We start from the raw sequence: 15,829 nt of genomic DNA, 5'->3' as shown, positions 1-15,829 counted from the left end.
GGACGCTAGCGTCCTCTATACGTACGACGATCCGTCAATGGGGCCCAGATGTCAAACCATTGCCTATGGGTGGATTTGCGCTTATGGATCGATTTGCGAGTGTCTCGGGTGCGCGAGCGCCACGGCCAGCTCCTCGGCGGCGTAGAGCACGAGCGGGCCCACGGATTCCACGTCGAGGTCGCTGAACGACACCACCCCCACCGACGCCTCCAGCCAGGGCAGCCCCCGGATCGGCGCGGCGATGCCGCGGGCGCCCTCCTGGAGCTGGTCCTTGCTCTGGTGGAGGGACGGCCGGCCCTCTCCGGAGCGGAGCGCGAGCACCGCCAGCCCGGCCGCGCCCCGCGTCAGCGGATGCCGCGACCCCTCGCGGTAGGCCACGTGGAAATCGGTCCACGACGGCTCGACCACGGCCACGGCCAGCCCCTCGTCGCCCTCCGCCACGGTCAGGTGCGCCGTCGCCCCCGCCCGCTCCGCCAGCGCGCGCAGCGCGGGCAGCGCCGCCGCGCGCAGCAGGGGCTGTACGGCCTGGGCCAGCACGAGCACGCCGAAGCCGAGATGCACCCGCCCGTCGGCGTCCCGCCGGACGAACCCCTCGTTCTGCAGCGTCGTGATCAGCCGGTAGACGGCGGGGCGGCTGACGCCGAGTTCGTGGGCCAGCTCGGTGGGCGTGCGCCCCCGGTGGCCGTCCGCGAGCAACCGCAGGAGCCGTAACCCCCGCTCGAGGGTCTGTGCCGACTCGGCCGTCATCATGTAACCGATTATCGCCAGAATAGGACTCATGAAGTCGGTGATCGTGGTCGGGGCGGGCATCTGGGGGACGTCGCTGGCGCTGCGGCTGGCCGAGACGGGCTGGCGGGTGACGCTCGTCGAGCAGTACGCGCCGGGCCACGTCCACCAGGCGAGCGCGGGGGAGACGCGGCTCCTACGCTGCTCGCACGGCTCGGACGACTGGTACGCCCGCATGGCCTGGCGGGCGCGGGAGGGCTGGCTTCGGCTCGGCGAGCGGGCCGGCGAGGAGCTCTACACCGAGACCGGGATGATGTGGTTCGCCCAGCGCGAGGACGGCTGGGAGAGCGTGAGCGCCCAGGTCCTGAAAAATCTGGATATCCCGCATGAGCGGCTCGATCCGGAGGAGGCGGGACGCCGCTTCCCGGGGTTCGGCGGCGACGACCTCGCGTTCGTCCTCTGGGAGCCGAACGCCGGGGTGCTGCGGGCCCGCCGCGCCACCCAGGTCACCGCGCGGCTCGCCCGCGCCGCCGGCGTCACGTTCGTCCGCGCCAGGGCCGAGCCGTACGAGAAGGGGACCGGTGTGGTGGCCGATGGCGAGGTGCTGACGGCGGACCGGGTCGTGTGGGCGTGCGGGGCGTGGCTGCCCGGCCTGTTCGACCTGAAGCTCGACCTGAAGCTTGAGGTGACCCGGCAGGACACCCTGCACTTCGGCGTGCCACGGGAGTGGACGTCGCCGCCGCTGCCCGCGTTCTGCGACTACGAGCTCTCGGCGTACGGCCACGGCGACCTCGATGGGATGGGGATGAAGGTCACCAGCGACGCCGAGGGCGAGCCGTACGACGTGGAGACGGGGAGCCGCCAGGTGCTGCCGCGCAGCGAGGAACTGGCGCGCGACTACCTCAGAAGGCGCTTTCCCTCGCTCCTGGGCGCGCCGGTCGTCTTCAGCCAGGTCTGCCAGTACACGCTGACCAAGGACGCCGAGTGGATCATCGCGGAGGCGGCGGACGGCGTCTGGCTGCTCGGCGGCGACTCCGGGCACGGCTTCAAGCACGCCCCGGCCCTGGCCGAGCACGTCGCGGACATCCTCGACGGCGTGCGCGAGGTGGAGCCGAGGTTCGGCCTGCACGAGCGGACGGCGGCGCGCGGGCTCAGGACGAGCGGTGAGACCGCCCCGTCCGGCGGCTGACGCGGCTGACGGGTGAGGGCAGACCTCGCCGGCCGGCCGCGCAGAAGCTTGGCGACGCCCGAGGGCACCGCGCACCAGAGGTCCCTGTCCGCTTTCGTGGCCATGCTGCCTCCCGCCTCATAGTGACCTATCAGACGGGTGGTGCAAGTGGCCGGCTTTAGCTGTTCTCCAGCCAGGCGCCGAACTCGGCCAGGTCGATCAGGCCGTCCCCGTCGGCGTCGACCTTGGTGATGACGCCCTGGGCGCCCTCGACCGTGATCGGCTGACCGAGCACGTCCATCAGCCGCACCAGCTCCTCGGCGGAGATCCGCCCGTCCTTGTCGGCGTCGATAAGGTCAAATGTCGCCGCGTATTCACTCATGTCGCCCTCCTGGGGGATCGCGCACAGCACCTTAGCCGATCAAGCGGCTACCCCCGGGTCGTAACCTTGAACTCGTGACCCGCATCCTCGTCGTCGATGACGAGCCGCAACTCCTGCGCGCGCTCCGCATCAACCTGGCGGCGCGTCACTACGAGGTCGAGGTCGCCGCCGACGGGGGAGCCGCCCTGCGGCAGGCCGCGGACTGGCATCCCGACCTGGTGATCCTCGATCTGGGCCTCCCGGACATCGACGGCGTCGACGTCATCCACGGGCTGCGCGGCTGGACCAGCGTGCCGATCATCGTGCTGTCCGGCCGGGCCGGGAGCGCCGACAAGGTCGACGCGCTCGACGCGGGCGCCGACGACTACGTGACCAAGCCGTTCGGCGTCGACGAGCTGCTGGCCCGCATCCGTGCGGTGACCCGGCGCATGGGGGTCCACGAGGCGGAGGAGCCCACGGTCCGCCTCGGCGACCTGGAGGTGGACCTGTCCCGCAAGACGGTCTCCAGCGGCGTACGGCTGACGCCCACCGAATGGCACCTGCTGGAGATCCTCCTGCGCAACCCGGGCAAGCTGATCACGCAACGGCAGCTCCTTACCGAGGTGTGGGGCCCGGCCTACCTCAAGGAGAGCCACTACCTCCGGCAGTACATGGCCCAGCTCCGCCGCAAGCTGGAGGCCGACCCGGGCCACCCGGCGCACCTGCTCACCGAGCCGGGGATGGGCTACCGCTTTCAGCCGTGATCAGCTCCGCCAGGGTTCCGACGTCCAGGGAGCCGGGGGCGCGGCGCTCACGGGCGAACCGGTTGGCCTCCCGCTGGAGGACGAGGTTCGCCGGGGTGGGGACGCCGTGGAGGCGGCCGAGCAGCACGATCTCGCCGTTGAGGTAGTCGGCCTCGATCGATCCGCTGCCCTTGGCGAGGCTCTGCCACGAGGAACCGCCGGGCCGCGGGACGCCGTCGATGGCCGCCATCTCGACCGAGTCGCCCCGCTTCGCCTGCTCCTCCTCGCGGGAGGCGTACGGGATGCCGGCGGCCTCCAGCACGGCGGTGCCCTCGGCGTAGACCTGCTGGATGATCGGCTGCCAGCCGTCGGCGTGGCCGCACATCGCCTCCACGGCGTTGCCGAGGTTGCCGAGCAGCTTGGCGTACTTCCAGCGCATGATGTCCGGCACGGCGAAGCTGGAGAAGGAGCTCTTGGCGAGGTCGGCGGCGAGGCGCTCGGACAGCTCGTCCACACCCTGGGGATAGCGCCCGACTGGCAGCATGCCCGACAGGGGCGCGCCGTACGACGCGACGGTTCCCGGTTCGAGGTGGAGGGCGGGGAGCCACAGGCACATGCCGTAGACGCGGCCGAACCTGCGGAGCGCGACCCGCTCGTTCTCCACCGCGTTCTGCGCGCACACGAGGGGCAGGTGCTCGGCGCCCGCCCACGTGTCGAGGGCCGCGGCCGTGTCCTGGGTCTTGGTCGCGAGCACGAGCACGTCGTCGTCGCCGAGCCGTACGGGCCGGTCGGTGGCGGGGATCGGCATCGTGGTGTCGCCGTCGGGGGTGATCAGCCGGAGCCCCTTGTCGCGCAGGGTCTCGTAGTGGGCGCCCCGGGCGACGAGGAGGACGTCGTGACCGCTCTGGAAGAGCCGCCCGCCGATCGTTCCGCCGATGGCCCCGGCGCCGATGATGATGTACCGCATGGCTCGATCCTGGCACGCGGTTCCCTGGGGGTGCGCCAGCGAATATGCTGCTTGGGATCCACTTTTCGCACGTCACCCGGAGGACGAGGTCATGTACAAGGAGTTCCTCGGCGAGGTCGTGGTGTGGCTGATCCCGGTCGTCGTCCTTGTCGGCCTCGCGATCCTGATCACTCGGCCCGCGTAACGAGCCTTTCGAGAGGGGCCGGACCTTCGTGGTCCGGCCCCTTTCCCGTTTGCCGAGGTCACAGACGGCTGCTTCTGTCCCAAACCGGCCAAAGGTCGGTCTATGTCCCACATCGCCATAAAAGTGTCACTCACCTGCATCGTTGATCAATGGGGATTGATCATGTGATACTTCGCCGGTGACGTCACCGAGGTCGAAGGAGGTCACTTCTTCGACGGGCGAGATGTGAGGGAGAAGGCCCCGAAGTTGTCGGCAGGGCTCTGATCGTCCAGGGCCGAGCGAGTACTGACCATCCGCGCAGTGGCGAACACGATGGAGTGTCCTGCCCCTGGTTCGTTCGAACCGCCCATCCGCCGTGGGCGGCGTTCGTGCTGCGCGAATCCGCACGAGCAGGTGGGAGACACCCGCGATGTCTACCGAAGCCCGTACAAGATCAACCAGAAACGTCAGAACCCTTCCCCTCCGTCACGTACTCCCTCGGCTCCTCCGCGATCCTGTGAACGCGCTCGCGACCTTCGCCAGGCAAGCCCACGGCGAGATCGTCCGCCTGAATCTGGGACCTTTCCGTCCCTACCTGGTGAGTCATCCCGACCACGTCCAGCACGTTCTCCGCGGCAATTGGCGTAACTACACCCGCGACGGAGTGTTCTGGAGGCCCACGCGGCGCCTGACCGGTGAGGGCATCTTCTCGGAGGCCTCGTGGGAGTCCAGCCGAGCGGTCCTCCAGCCGCTCTTCACCGCCAAGTACATCGCCTCGCTGGCCGGAGACCTGGCCGAGACGATCAACGAGGGTATCAGCGCTCTGGATCGGCATGCCCGATCAGGGCGACCGGTCGACGCCGCCGAGGAGATGGCCCGCGTGGTGGCCAAAGCGGTGATCGCGGTACTGTTCGGAAACAAGATCTCGGCGGCCGACGCCGAGCGGCTCGGTCCCGCGTACGACACCGCGGCGACGTCGTTCAGCCTCCGCCTGCTCATGCCCTTCCTCCCCGACAGCGTCCCCGTTCCTGGCGACTGGGCCTTCGGCGGGGCCGTTAAGGTGATCGACGAGGTGATGCTTCCGGTCATCGGCCGGGCTCGCGCGGAGCCGGACGAGGGCACCGATATCGTCTCCGCGCTCTCCCGAGCGCGGGTCGAGGACGGTAGCGGGGTCGGTGATCGGCAGATGCGCGACGATCTCGTCGCGATGTACGCAGCGGCCTACGAGACGACGGGGATAGCGTTGACCTGGCTGTGGCCGCTCCTGGACGAGCATCCCCAGGTCGCTCGTCGTTTGTATGACGAGGTGGACCGCGTCGTCGGGGTGGGGCCGGTGACTGCCGAATGCCTGCCGGAGCTGCGCTACACGAAGATGGTCCTGCAGGAGCTGCTGCGTCTGTATCCCTCGGCCTGGATTGTGCCGCGGATCGTGGCGGAGCCGGACGACATCGGCCAGGTTCGGATCCCCGCCGGCGCGCAGATTCTGCTCAGCCCATATACCACGCATAGGCTCGACGAGTTCTGGGATCGCCCACTCGTCTTCGACCCCGATCGCTTCGCTCCCGAGGGTGACGAACGGCGGCACCGCTGGTCGTATATCCCTTTCGGTGGTGGGCCGAGGCAGTGCCTGGGGCAACATCTCTTCTACATCGAGGCCCCGCTCATCGTCGCCAGCATTCTGAGCAGGTTCCGACCGCAATTGACCAGCTCGGGACCTTACACACCCCTTCCCGGTGCGACAGCGCACCCCCGTCCCCGGGTTGAGATGAGACTGCTGGCCCGCGAAAACGCCTGAGGGAAAATGATCACATTCCGAATGGACGAGTTCGAGGCGGCGGCGGGGCAGGGCAGGATATGCGGGATTTCCCTGCAATGTTGGCAGGACGTGCAGCGAATCGCTGCGAAATACCCCCAGCTGTTTCCCGCCAAGCCGTTCGATCCGGGTTTCTTCGCCATGCTCTCCCTCGTCAACGCCTTCTGTTCTCCTGAGGGCACTGCTGATCAAATCCGGTCGGTTACTCGGGTGTGCCTCTGGGTGTACGCGGCCGATTGGCAAGTCGACTATGTCGCGAAGTCCCGGGACGAGGTCGAGGGCATCGCTCGGGAATGTCTGAGCATCGGTTTCGGCTCGGACGCGCCTCTTGTGCGGTTCCTCGCTGAGATATACGACGACCTGGCCACTGTTCCCGAATTCGGTCCCATAGAGCCTATCTGGCGGCGTCAGCTGGAGAAGTTCCTCACCGCCATGGTAAAGGAATGGGAATGGAGGTCGGCCGGCCCCGAAGCCTTGCCGACGTTCGAGGAATACCTGGAGAATTCTGACAGTGTGGGGGCCTCTTTTGTGAACATCTCGCACTGGATCTTCACTCGCGACTCGCGAACCCTCGGCCATCTCGATGAGCTGATGGCAGTCGGCATCACGGTGCAACGTGCGTTGCGCCTGCTCAATGATTTCGCCGGCTATGAGCGGGAGTTGGCCTGGGGGGACATCAATGCTCTTCTGCTCGACCTGAGCCCGGCCGAGGTGCGGGAGCGTCTGGACGTTCTCATCAAGAATTGCCTCGCGCTCGTGCAGTCGCTGAAAGGACTCTGCCCGGATGCCGCGTCCTACCTGGAGCGGCAGATTGGATTCAACGCCGGTTTCTACGGGGTCGCTGATTACTGGGGCCAGTTATGACTGTCCGCGATCTCATGCAGCGCGGTGTCGACGTGCCCGCGGCTGCGGGCGAACTCGTGTCCGGCCTGATGCTCCGGCCGTGGGGCACCGTCTCTCCGTCGGTATACGAAACCGGACGGCTGGTGACCCTCGCCCCCTGGCTGACCGGGCATTCGGAGCGAGTGGCTTACCTGATCGCCGGCCAGGGGGCGGATGGCGGATGGGGGGCTCCGGACGGTTATGCGCTGGTGCCGACGCTGAGCGCCACCGAAGCGCTCCTTTGCGCGATGCGACGTCGTGACCCGGGCGCGGATCACGTCGCGGTGGCCGCGGCGGCCAGCCGAGGGCTGCGTGTCCTGTTCCGGTGGCTCGGTGCGCCGGCCGGTCTCCACCTGCCTGACCTGCCTGCGATCGAGCTGACAGTGCCGTCGCTGATCGCAATGATCAACCGGCACCTCGACGAAATGAAGCACGTCGAGTTCCCCGGCGGGCGGCTGGCATCGCCTCCTGGCCTGAGCGACACCAAGCTGGCGATGGTGAGAGCCAGGCTGGAGTCAGGGACGGGTGTGCCGGAGAAACTCCTGCACGCGCTGGAGGTAGCCGGAGACGCGGCAAGCGGTGCGTCCGCGATCCGTCCGACCCCGATAGGAACGGTCGGGGCCTCCCCCGCAGCATCCGCCGCGTGGCTCGGCGCTCGGGGCAGGCTCGATCCTGTCGATCACGTTCGGCGGCACCTGGAGGCGGTGGCGGTACTGCACGGCGGCCCCGTTCCGGTCGGGTTCCCCATCACCGTGTTCGAACGAGGTTGGGTGCTGAGCTCGCTGGCCCGCGCGGGAGTGCCCCTCGACGTGCCGCCCGAGATGGTGGGGGACCTCAGATCGGCGATCGGCCCCCAGGGCACGCCGGCAGGGCCCGGACTGCCGCCCGACGCCGACTCGACCTCTGTCGCGCTGTACGCGCTGGCGCTGCTGGGCACGCCGTACCAGCCGGACAGCCTGTGGGCGTTCGAGACGGAGACGCACTTCTGCACGTGGCAGGGGGAGGAGGGAGCCTCGGTTTCCGTCAACGCCCACGTGCTGGATGCGTTCGGACAGTACGTGGTGCGCAAGCCCGATGCCGTCGCGCGCTACGCGCCATCGATGAGGAAGCTGTCAGCGTGGTTGTGCGGCCGGCAGCGTGATGACGGAAGCTGGGAGGACAGGTGGCACGCATCCCCCTACTACGCCACCGTTTCGTGCGTGCTCGCGCTGGACGCCTTCGGCGGCGGGGCATCGGTTCCGGCCGTCCAGCGAGCCGTACGGAAGGCCGTGCGGTGGGTGCTGGAGACCCAGCGACCGGACGGCTCCTGGGGCCGGTGGGCAGGTACGGCGGAGGAGACCGCGTACTGCCTGCAGACGCTTCTGCTGGCCCGATCGGAGGTGCCGGTCGAGGAAGCGGCGACCCGAGGGTACGCATACCTCCTCCGATCCGCTGACGCTGGGAGCGGTCCCCCGCTGTGGCACGACAAGGACCTCTACCTCCCGCTCGCGATCGTGCGTGCGGCAGTTCTCGCCGCGCTCCATCTCGCACAGTCAAGCCGACTTGTTGTTGACCGCCGTGGTCAACTATGATCAGGCGGCCATGGGAACTGCCCAAATTTCGCTATACCCGGCCATTCGACCCATTTCTCTGATAAATGTGGTTTTTCCCGGCGATATTCGGGGTGTTTGCTAGGGTTGGCGGGCTGTGACGGGCGATGCACGCCGCCCTGGCGATAAGCGACTGCTAACTGTAGATACGCGTGTCAGGCTCTCGGATTCTCGCAGGGTGGGTGATATGCGCTTTCGCAACTCGCGCGTACGGACCAAGGTGACTGCTCTACTGGTGTCCCTTGCGGCGCTGTGGGCGTTCGCGGCATGGGTGACGGTGCGAGATGGCGTGACTCTTCTCTGGGTCGCCACGCTGAACAAGGAGGTCGTCGAGCCGAGCCAGCCTCTGCTGACAGAGTTACAGCGCGAGCGTAGGGTCTCCGTCGTTTACCTGGGTGCGTCTGAAGCGCGGTCACGTAGGGAACTCGACGCGCAGCGGGCCCGCACGGATGTGGCGGTCGCGACGTTCGGGCGGTTGGCACGCGGAGACGATGTCGGACTGGCGGCGAGTGCGGCCTTCGAGAGACGTCTGGGGGAGACGTTCAAGGAACTCGACGGTCTTAGGTCGACCAGGAGCGCGGTCGATGCCGGCCGCATGGACAGCGGTGAGGCCGCCAGCGCGATCACCGGTGTCATCGACTCCATCTACCGGATGTACGACTCGCTGGCATCCTTGGACGACGAGCAGATCACAAAGGACGCGCGCGTCAACATCGCGATGAACCGGGCGCGCGAGATGCTGGCACAAGAAGACGCCCTCTTTGAGGGCGTGCTCGCGGCGGGACGGTTCGACGCCACGCAGCCAGCGGAGTTCGCACAACTCGTGGGCGCCCAGCGGTCGCTCACGGCCCAAACCCTTCCCGAACTCCCGGCCGCGGACCTGAAGGCGTACCAGGACCTGGCCAAGAGCAGAAAGTTTGTTCGCCTGGGCCAACTTGAAGATCTCGTGATGCAGAACGGTCGTTCGCTGGCTCCTCCACCTGTCACCGCCGAACAGTGGACACCGCTGGCGGACGCCGTCCTCGCCGCACGTGACGAGGCGCTGCATACGGCTGGCGAGGCGCTGATCGGCCGCGGGACGTCAGTGGGCATCGGGATTGCCGCGCGGTTGCTGCTGGCCGGTGTTCTCGGGCTCATCGCGGTCATCGCGTCGGTCATCCTGTCCATCACGACGGCGAGGGCGTTGGTCCGCCAGCTTGAGAAGCTCCGTACGGCCGCGCTTGAGTTGGCCAACGACCGCCTGCCCGGCGTCGTGGCCCGGCTCGCCCAAGGCGAGAAGGTGGACGTCGAGGCGGAGGCCCCGCTGCTGGATTTCGGCGGCGACGTCATCGGCCAGGTGGGCGCCGCCTTCAACGCGGTCCAGCAGACCGCGATCCGGACGGCCGTCGAGGAGGCCCAGCTCCGGCAGAGCATCCGCGACATCCTGCTCAGCCTCGCCCGGCGCACGCAGTCGCTCGTCCACCGGCAGCTCACGCTCCTCGACGTCATGGAGCGGCGCGAGACGGACCCGGCCGAGCTCAAGGACCTGTTCCGCATCGACCACCTCGCCACCCGGATGCGGCGCAACGCGGAGAACCTCATCGTGCTGTCCGGCGCGTCGCCCGCGCGGGCGTGGCGGCGCTCGGTGCCGATGGTCGACGTGGTGCGCGGCGCGCTGGCCGAGGTCGAGGACTACACCCGCGTCACCGTGCTTCCCATGGGGCAGATCGGGCTGACCGGCCGCGCCGTGGGCGACGTCATCCACCTGCTGGCCGAGCTCATCGAGAACGCGGTGTCGTTCTCCCCGCCGTACACCATGGTCCAGGTCGGCGGGCAGCAGGTGGCCAGCGGCTACGCGCTGGAGATCGAGGACCGAGGTCTCGGGATGAGCCCCGAGGACCTGGCCGCGACCAACGAGCGGATCGCCGACCCGCCGGAGTTCAACCTGTCCAGTACGGCCCGGCTCGGCCTGTACGTGGTGAGCCGGCTGGCCGAGCGGCACGAGATCCGGGTGTCGCTCAAGGCGTCGCCGTACGGGGGCACGACGGCCGTGGTCCTGCTGCCGCGCGAGGTGGTGATCGACAACGCGGAGGCCCTTCCCGACCAGGAGGAGGAGAACGTGCGAAAGATCGCTCTTGTCGGCGCGCCAGAGGCGCCCGCCGCGTCTGAGGCGCCTGAGGCGCGGATCGCGCCCGAGGCTCCGGCCGCGCCCGGCGCTCAGGTGATGCCCCTGGAAAGACCCGCGCCGGCCCATGAGCCGGCGAGCTCCGCGCCGCCCGCGTCGTTCACGCCTTCCGGCCTGCCCTTCCGGGTGCCGCAGGCGAGCCTGGCGCCGTCGCTCGCGGAGGAGCCGCCGGCGTCGGCCGATGATGACGAAGACGAGCGCTCGCCCGACGACATCCGTAAGATCATGGGGTCCTTCCAGACGGGAACCAGGCGGGGCAGGTCCGAAGCGGCGAGGCTGCTTGGCGAAGGAGAGAACACCCGGTGACGCAGAAGACGAGCACTTCCGCCGACCTGGCCTGGTTGCTCGACGACCTCGTCGCGCGCGTGCGGGAGGTCGAGCACGGGATCGTCCTCTCGACGGACGGCCTTCTCCTGGCCGCCTCGGGGGACCTGCGCACGGACGACGCCGAGCACCTGTCCGCCGTCGCCTCCGGGCTGCAGAGCCTCGCCAGGGGAGTCGGCGACCGGTTCGGGGGCGGCACCGTACGGCAGACGATCGTCGAGATGAAGTCGGCCTACCTGCTCGTGACCGTGGCCGGGCAGGGGGCCTGCCTGGCCGTGCTGTGCGCCGGCGACGGAGACGTGGGCCTCGTCGCCTACGAGATGGCGATGCTGGTCGTCCGCGTGGGTCAGTACCTCACGTCCCCCGCCCGGACCGTCGGCGGCGGGGCCGGCCGATGAACGACTGGAACGGCGACTGGAACCCGGACGAGGAGCGGCTTCTCGACGCGCCGACCGTCCGGCCGTACGTGATCGCGCGTGGCCGCACCGAGGCCCAGGACCGGTTCGACCTCATCACGCTCGCGGTGACGATCCGGCCTACGACAGGCGCCGAGATCGGCCTCGACCCGGAGCACCAGGCCATCGTGCGACTGTGCCGGAGGCCGCTGTCGGTGGCGGAGATCGCCGCCCACATGGACCTCCCCGCCGGGATCGTCCGGGTCCTGCTCGGCGACCTGTTCGACCGCGGGTTCGTCGCCGTGCAGGAGCCTCAACCGGAGGTGGACGTGCTGGACGAGAGAATGTACAGGGCGGTGCTCGATGGTCTCCGGGCGCTCTGACATGCCGAAGACGCCGACCCCGAAGATGCCAAAAGCGATCAAGCTTCTGATCGCCGGCGGCTTCGGCGTGGGCAAGACCACCATGGTGGGGGCGGTCTCCGAGATCAGGCCCCTGCGGACGGAGGAGACGCTCACCGACCGCAGCGTCGGCGTCGACGACCTGTCCGGCGTGGAGGCGAAGTCCACCACCACGGTGGCGATGGACTTCGGCCGCATCAGCATCGGCGACGACTTCATGTTGTATCTGTTCGGCACGCCGGGGCAGGAGCGGTTCTGGTTCGTGTGGGACGAGCTCGCGCGAGGCGCGCTCGGCGCGGTCGTGCTCGCCGACACGCGGCGGCTGGCCGACTGTTTCCCCTCGGTCGACTACTTCGAGCGGCGCGGCACGCCGTTCATCGTGGCGGTCAACTGCTTCGAGGGCGCTCCGATGTTCCAGCTCGACGAGGTGAAGCTCGCGCTCAACCTCGGCCCGGACGTCCCCGTGCTGCTCTGCGACGCGCGCAAGCGGGATTCGGGCAAGGAAGTGCTGATCGCGCTGGTCAAGCACGCGTACAGCAAGCGCCCTGCGGCGGTGAGCTAGCGGAACCGCAGGCAGCGGGCTCTGGTCAACCGCATACGTGTCCTTGACGATCCGGGCCGGGGGCAACTCGTAGGGTGCGAGGTGTGGGGGCCGGGGATGGGGTGCGCTCCTGGCTTCTGGAGGGGCTCCAGCACGCGGATCGGAAGGCGCAGAGCCCCTATGGGCCGGAGGCCCCGCACAGGCAGCACCCGTGGTGGCAGGTCATGTGCCTCACGGGCGTCGACTACTTCTCCACGCTCGGGTACCAGCCGGGCATCGCCGCGCTCGCGGCGGGCGCCCTGTCGCCGGTCGCCACGCTGTTCCTCGTCATGCTGACCCTGTTCGGCGCGCTGCCCGTCTATCGGCGGGTGGCCGTCGAGAGCCCGCACGGGCAGGGCTCCATCGCGATGCTCGAACGGCTCGCGCCGCATTGGTGGGGGAAGCTGTTCGTGCTGGTCCTGCTCGGGTTCGCGGCCACGGACTTCGTCATCACGATGACCCTGTCGGCCGCCGACGCGACGGCCCACGCCCTGGAGAACCCCTTCGCCCCGGGCTGGCTCCAGGGGCACCAGATAGGCGTGACGCTGGTGCTCCTCGGCTTGCTCGGGGTGGTGTTCCTCATGGGCTTCAGCGAGGCGATCGGCATCGCCGTACTGCTGGTGACGGTCTATCTCGTGCTCAACGCGGTCGTGGTCGCGACGGCGCTGGCGCATGTTCTGGAGCACCCCGCCGTGCTGTCCGGCTGGGAGCATGCCCTGCTGGCGCGGCACGATGGACCGCTGGCCATGGTCGGCTTCTCGCTGCTCGTCATGCCCAAGCTCGCGCTCGGCCTGTCCGGGTTCGAGACGGGCGTGGCGGTGATGCCGCTGGTGAAGGGCGATCTGGAGGAGAGAATCAGGGGTGCGAAGCGGTTGCTGACCACCGCGGCCGCCATCATGAGCGTCTTCCTCATCTTCAGCAGCTTCGTGACGGCCGTGCTGATCCCGGAGAAGGAGTTCCAGGAGGGCGGCAAGGCCAACGGCCGGGCCCTGGCCTACCTCGCCCACGGCTACGTGGGTAACTGGTTCGGCACGCTGTACGACGTCAGCACGATCACGATCCTCTGGTTCGCCGGGGCCTCGGCGATGGCGGGGCTGCTTAATCTGGTCCCGCGCTACCTTCCCCGGTACGGCATGGCCCCCGACTGGACGCGGGCCGTACGGCCTCTGGTGCTGGTCTTCACTGTGATCGCCTTCGCCATCACGATCATCTTCCGGGCGAGCGTGCAGGCGCAGGGCGGGGCGTACGCCACCGGCGTGCTCGTGCTCATCCTGTCGGCGGCCGTCGCGGTGACCATCTCGGCTCACCGGCGCGGGCGGCGGAGGCTGATGGCCGCGTTCGTCACGATCTCCGCGGTGCTCGCCTACACCCTCGTCGCCAACGTCATCGAGCGGCCCGAGGGTGTGAAGATCGCTTCCTTCTTCATCGTGGCCATCGTCGGGACCTCGCTGATCTCCCGCGCGACCAGATCGACCGAGCTGCGGGTCACCGATGTCCATCTGGATCACCTGGCAGAGGAGTTCATCAACGAGGCCGCCGGGGAGATCCACCTCATCGCCAACGAACCCGAGGCCCGCGACCAGGCCGAGTACAACCACAAGCTGCGCGAGATGTGGTTGACCCACCGGCTGCGGACATCCGAGCCGCTCATGTTCGTCGAGGTGACCGTGCCCGACGCCTCGGAGTTCGAGACCGAGCTCCGCGTCGAGGGCGAGGAGCGGTATGGCCACCGCATCTTCCGGATCGAGAGCTCGACGATCCCGAACGCGCTCGCCGCTCTGCTGCTCTACCTCCGCGACCGCACCGGTAGGGTGCCGCACATCTACTTCCACTGGACCGAGGGCAACCCCATCGTCGCCATGCTGCGCTACCTCCTCTTCGGCGGGGGTGACGTGCCCGCGATGACCCGCGAGGTTTTGCGGCAGGCCGAGCCCGACCGCGAGCGCCGCCCGCATGTCCACGTGGGATGAGGAAACGCCCGTGCCCAGGAGATCGTCGTGCCTGATCCGATAACGCGTGCCGCCGTGGACGCGGACATGCCGGCCGTACGCGCCGTCGCGTCGCATTTCGACCTCCTGGGCAAGTGGCCGGGCACGCCCGACTTCCTGGACGCGGAGCGGACGTTCGGCGACCTGCTCGTGGGCTCCGACGGGCGTGCGGGGATCGTCGGTTACGGCGGAACCCTGCGCCGCGGACCGGTGACCCACCTTGGAGACCTGTTCGTCCTGCCGGAGCACCAGTCGTCCGGCATCGGCCGGATGCTCCTCGACGCGCTGCTGCCGCACGGGGCGCCCCTCGTCACCTTCGCGTCGGCCGACCCGAGGGCGATGGCCCTCTACGTGAGGCACGGCATGCGGCCGAGATGCCCCCTGCTCTACCTGACCGGCTCGCCGCGGTCGCTGGACAGACCTCTGGCGTACGGCCAGCCGGTGGAGCGCGCCGACGCCCGCCTGGCCGGGGAACTGGACGCGGAGGTCTCCGGTGGCGACCGCTCCGCCACTCTCGCCTGGTATGCGGGACTGCCCGGCGTGACCTGGGGAGTCGTCGGAGACGGGTACGCGTTCGCCCGGGTGGCCGGCGGCGAACTGGTGGTGGGGCCGGCAGGCGGCGTAACTCCATCGGACTGCGCCGCGGCGGTCCTCGGAGCCTGCGCCGCGCATTCGGACGTGGACGTCGTCCGCATGGCGGTGCCGGGAGCGCATCCGCTCCTGCCCGCGCTTCTCGCGGCGGGCTGGCGCATCACCGACATGGACACCTTTATGACCAGCGACGACGCTCTCGTACGGCTGGACCGGTACGTCCCTCACCCCGACCTGGGATAGCCCGGCATGGGGGACGCCCAGACTTGACGCCGCCTTGGCCCTACGCGTGGGCGCCTCGTGCTTACGCTGGCCGTAGACGCCAGCGGATCTTGTCCACGGGGAGATTCTCATGCTCGGCACGACATCTCTGGCCCTGGTCGTCGCACTCGGAACGGCAGCCGCCGTGCCCGGGGCCGCCATCGCCGACACGCCGCCGTCACCGCCGGACGCCAAGGCCGACGCTGTCATCAAGGACGCCGAAGGTCGCGAAGTCGGCACGCTCCACATCGAGGACGCCGAGAACGGCAAGTCCACGGTGACCGTCAGAGCGGAGGGCCTGCCACCCGGATTCCACGGGTTCCACGTCCACAGCAAGGGGACCTGCGAGGCCGGATCGACCGACCCGGCCACCGGGAGCCCCTTCTTCAGCTCGGGACCGCACCTGGGCGCCGGGCCTCATCCCGAGCACACGGGTGACCTGCCCAACCTCCTGGTGAACAAGGACGGCACGGCAGGGGCCACCTACGTGACCGACCGCTTCCGGGTGAGTGGGCTCGTCGGGGACGCGGGAACCTCGGTCATCATCCACTCGAAGCCGGACAACAACGCAAACATCCCCGAGCGCTACAGCCATGAGGGCAAGGCCGGTCCCGACGCCGAGACCCTCAAGGCGGGTGACTCCGGCAGCCGCATCGCCTGTGGCGTTATCAGCGGCGAGTAGCCGTTCGTTCGAGGAGTGTTCCCCGCCCCCG

At 68.9% G+C, this 15,829-nt stretch carries 15 protein-coding genes; 12 read left to right on the top strand and 3 right to left on the bottom strand.

The genetic code is table 11. The annotated features are described in order from the left end of the window. Positions 1–81: 81 nt before the first annotated feature. On the bottom strand, positions 82–780 hold the full coding sequence (locus N5079_RS23940; protein ID WP_261586242.1) for a helix-turn-helix domain-containing protein: 699 nt from the start codon (positions 778–780) through the stop codon (positions 82–84). On the opposite strand from N5079_RS23940, the gene N5079_RS23935 reads away from it, so the two are divergent. Further along, positions 779–1,915: an NAD(P)/FAD-dependent oxidoreductase gene (locus tag N5079_RS23935; RefSeq protein WP_261586241.1), complete on the top strand. Its 1,137-nt coding sequence runs from the start codon at positions 779–781 to the stop codon at positions 1,913–1,915. The genes N5079_RS23940 and N5079_RS23935 overlap by 2 nt on opposite strands. Before the next feature lie 157 nt (positions 1,916–2,072). Here the strand turns inward: N5079_RS23935 and N5079_RS23930 are convergent, their stop codons facing one another. Beyond that, on the bottom strand, positions 2,073–2,276 hold the full coding sequence (locus N5079_RS23930; RefSeq protein ID WP_261586240.1) for an EF-hand domain-containing protein: 204 nt from the start codon (positions 2,274–2,276) through the stop codon (positions 2,073–2,075). 74 nt (positions 2,277–2,350) lie between these two features. Here N5079_RS23930 and N5079_RS23925 point away from each other — a divergent pair, with 74 nt between their 5' ends. Continuing rightward, on the top strand, positions 2,351–3,019 hold the full coding sequence (locus N5079_RS23925; protein ID WP_261586239.1) for a response regulator: 669 nt from the start codon (positions 2,351–2,353) through the stop codon (positions 3,017–3,019). On the opposite strand, the gene N5079_RS23920 is transcribed toward N5079_RS23925, so the two are convergent. After that, positions 2,982–3,965 carry a ketopantoate reductase family protein gene (locus tag N5079_RS23920; RefSeq protein ID WP_261586238.1) on the bottom strand — a complete coding sequence of 328 codons (984 nt, stop codon included), beginning with the start codon at positions 3,963–3,965 and terminating at the stop codon, positions 2,982–2,984. The two genes, N5079_RS23925 and N5079_RS23920, sit on opposite strands and share 38 nt — an antisense overlap. A gap of 680 nt (positions 3,966–4,645) precedes the next feature. Here N5079_RS23920 and N5079_RS23915 point away from each other — a divergent pair. The 10 genes from N5079_RS23915 (at position 4,646) to N5079_RS23870 (ending at position 15,798) form a co-directional block, all read left to right on the top strand. After that, on the top strand, positions 4,646–5,923 hold the full coding sequence (locus N5079_RS23915; protein ID WP_261586237.1) for a cytochrome P450: 1,278 nt from the start codon (positions 4,646–4,648) through the stop codon (positions 5,921–5,923). Positions 5,924–5,944: 21 nt separating this feature from the next. Continuing rightward, positions 5,945–6,805, top strand: a complete 861-nt coding sequence (locus N5079_RS23910; RefSeq protein WP_261586236.1) for a terpene synthase family protein — start codon at positions 5,945–5,947, stop codon at positions 6,803–6,805. Then, complete coding sequence (locus N5079_RS23905) at positions 6,802–8,394, top strand: prenyltransferase/squalene oxidase repeat-containing protein (protein ID WP_261586235.1); 1,593 nt, start codon at positions 6,802–6,804, stop codon at positions 8,392–8,394. The genes N5079_RS23910 and N5079_RS23905 overlap by 4 nt, the downstream gene beginning before the upstream one ends. 205 nt (positions 8,395–8,599) lie before the next feature. Beyond that, on the top strand, positions 8,600–10,882 hold the full coding sequence (locus N5079_RS23900) for a nitrate- and nitrite sensing domain-containing protein (protein WP_261586234.1): 2,283 nt from the start codon (positions 8,600–8,602) through the stop codon (positions 10,880–10,882). After that, positions 10,879–11,298 (top strand): roadblock/LC7 domain-containing protein, encoded by a 420-nt coding sequence (locus tag N5079_RS23895; RefSeq protein WP_261586233.1) that lies wholly within the window; start codon positions 10,879–10,881, stop codon positions 11,296–11,298. Before N5079_RS23900 ends, N5079_RS23895 begins: the two co-directional genes overlap by 4 nt. Further along, on the top strand, positions 11,295–11,678 hold the full coding sequence (locus N5079_RS23890; RefSeq protein WP_261586232.1) for a DUF742 domain-containing protein: 384 nt from the start codon (positions 11,295–11,297) through the stop codon (positions 11,676–11,678). The genes N5079_RS23895 and N5079_RS23890 overlap by 4 nt, the downstream gene beginning before the upstream one ends. Then, the gene (locus tag N5079_RS23885; RefSeq protein WP_410007824.1) at positions 11,659–12,258 is read left to right on the top strand and encodes a GTP-binding protein; all 600 of its coding nucleotides are present in this window, start codon (positions 11,659–11,661) and stop codon (positions 12,256–12,258) included. The genes N5079_RS23890 and N5079_RS23885 overlap by 20 nt, the downstream gene beginning before the upstream one ends. Before the next feature lie 83 nt (positions 12,259–12,341). Next, on the top strand, positions 12,342–14,246 hold the full coding sequence (locus tag N5079_RS23880) for an amino acid transporter (protein ID WP_261586230.1): 1,905 nt from the start codon (positions 12,342–12,344) through the stop codon (positions 14,244–14,246). Positions 14,247–14,273: 27 nt separating this feature from the next. Further along, complete coding sequence (locus N5079_RS23875; protein ID WP_261586229.1) at positions 14,274–15,098, top strand: GNAT family N-acetyltransferase; 825 nt, start codon at positions 14,274–14,276, stop codon at positions 15,096–15,098. Between the two features lie 109 nt (positions 15,099–15,207). Then, the gene (locus N5079_RS23870) at positions 15,208–15,798 is read left to right on the top strand and encodes a superoxide dismutase family protein (protein ID WP_261586228.1); all 591 of its coding nucleotides are present in this window, start codon (positions 15,208–15,210) and stop codon (positions 15,796–15,798) included. The last annotated feature ends 31 nt before the right edge of the window (positions 15,799–15,829 follow it).

Origin of the sequence: Planotetraspora sp. A-T 1434 (assembly GCF_025420585.1) — a bacterium.
In the GTDB taxonomy this organism is placed as follows: domain Bacteria; phylum Actinomycetota; class Actinomycetes; order Streptosporangiales; family Streptosporangiaceae; genus JAOEGB01.
Note: the sequence above shows the minus strand (reverse complement) of the source record. Positions and strands in the feature narration are given on the sequence as shown.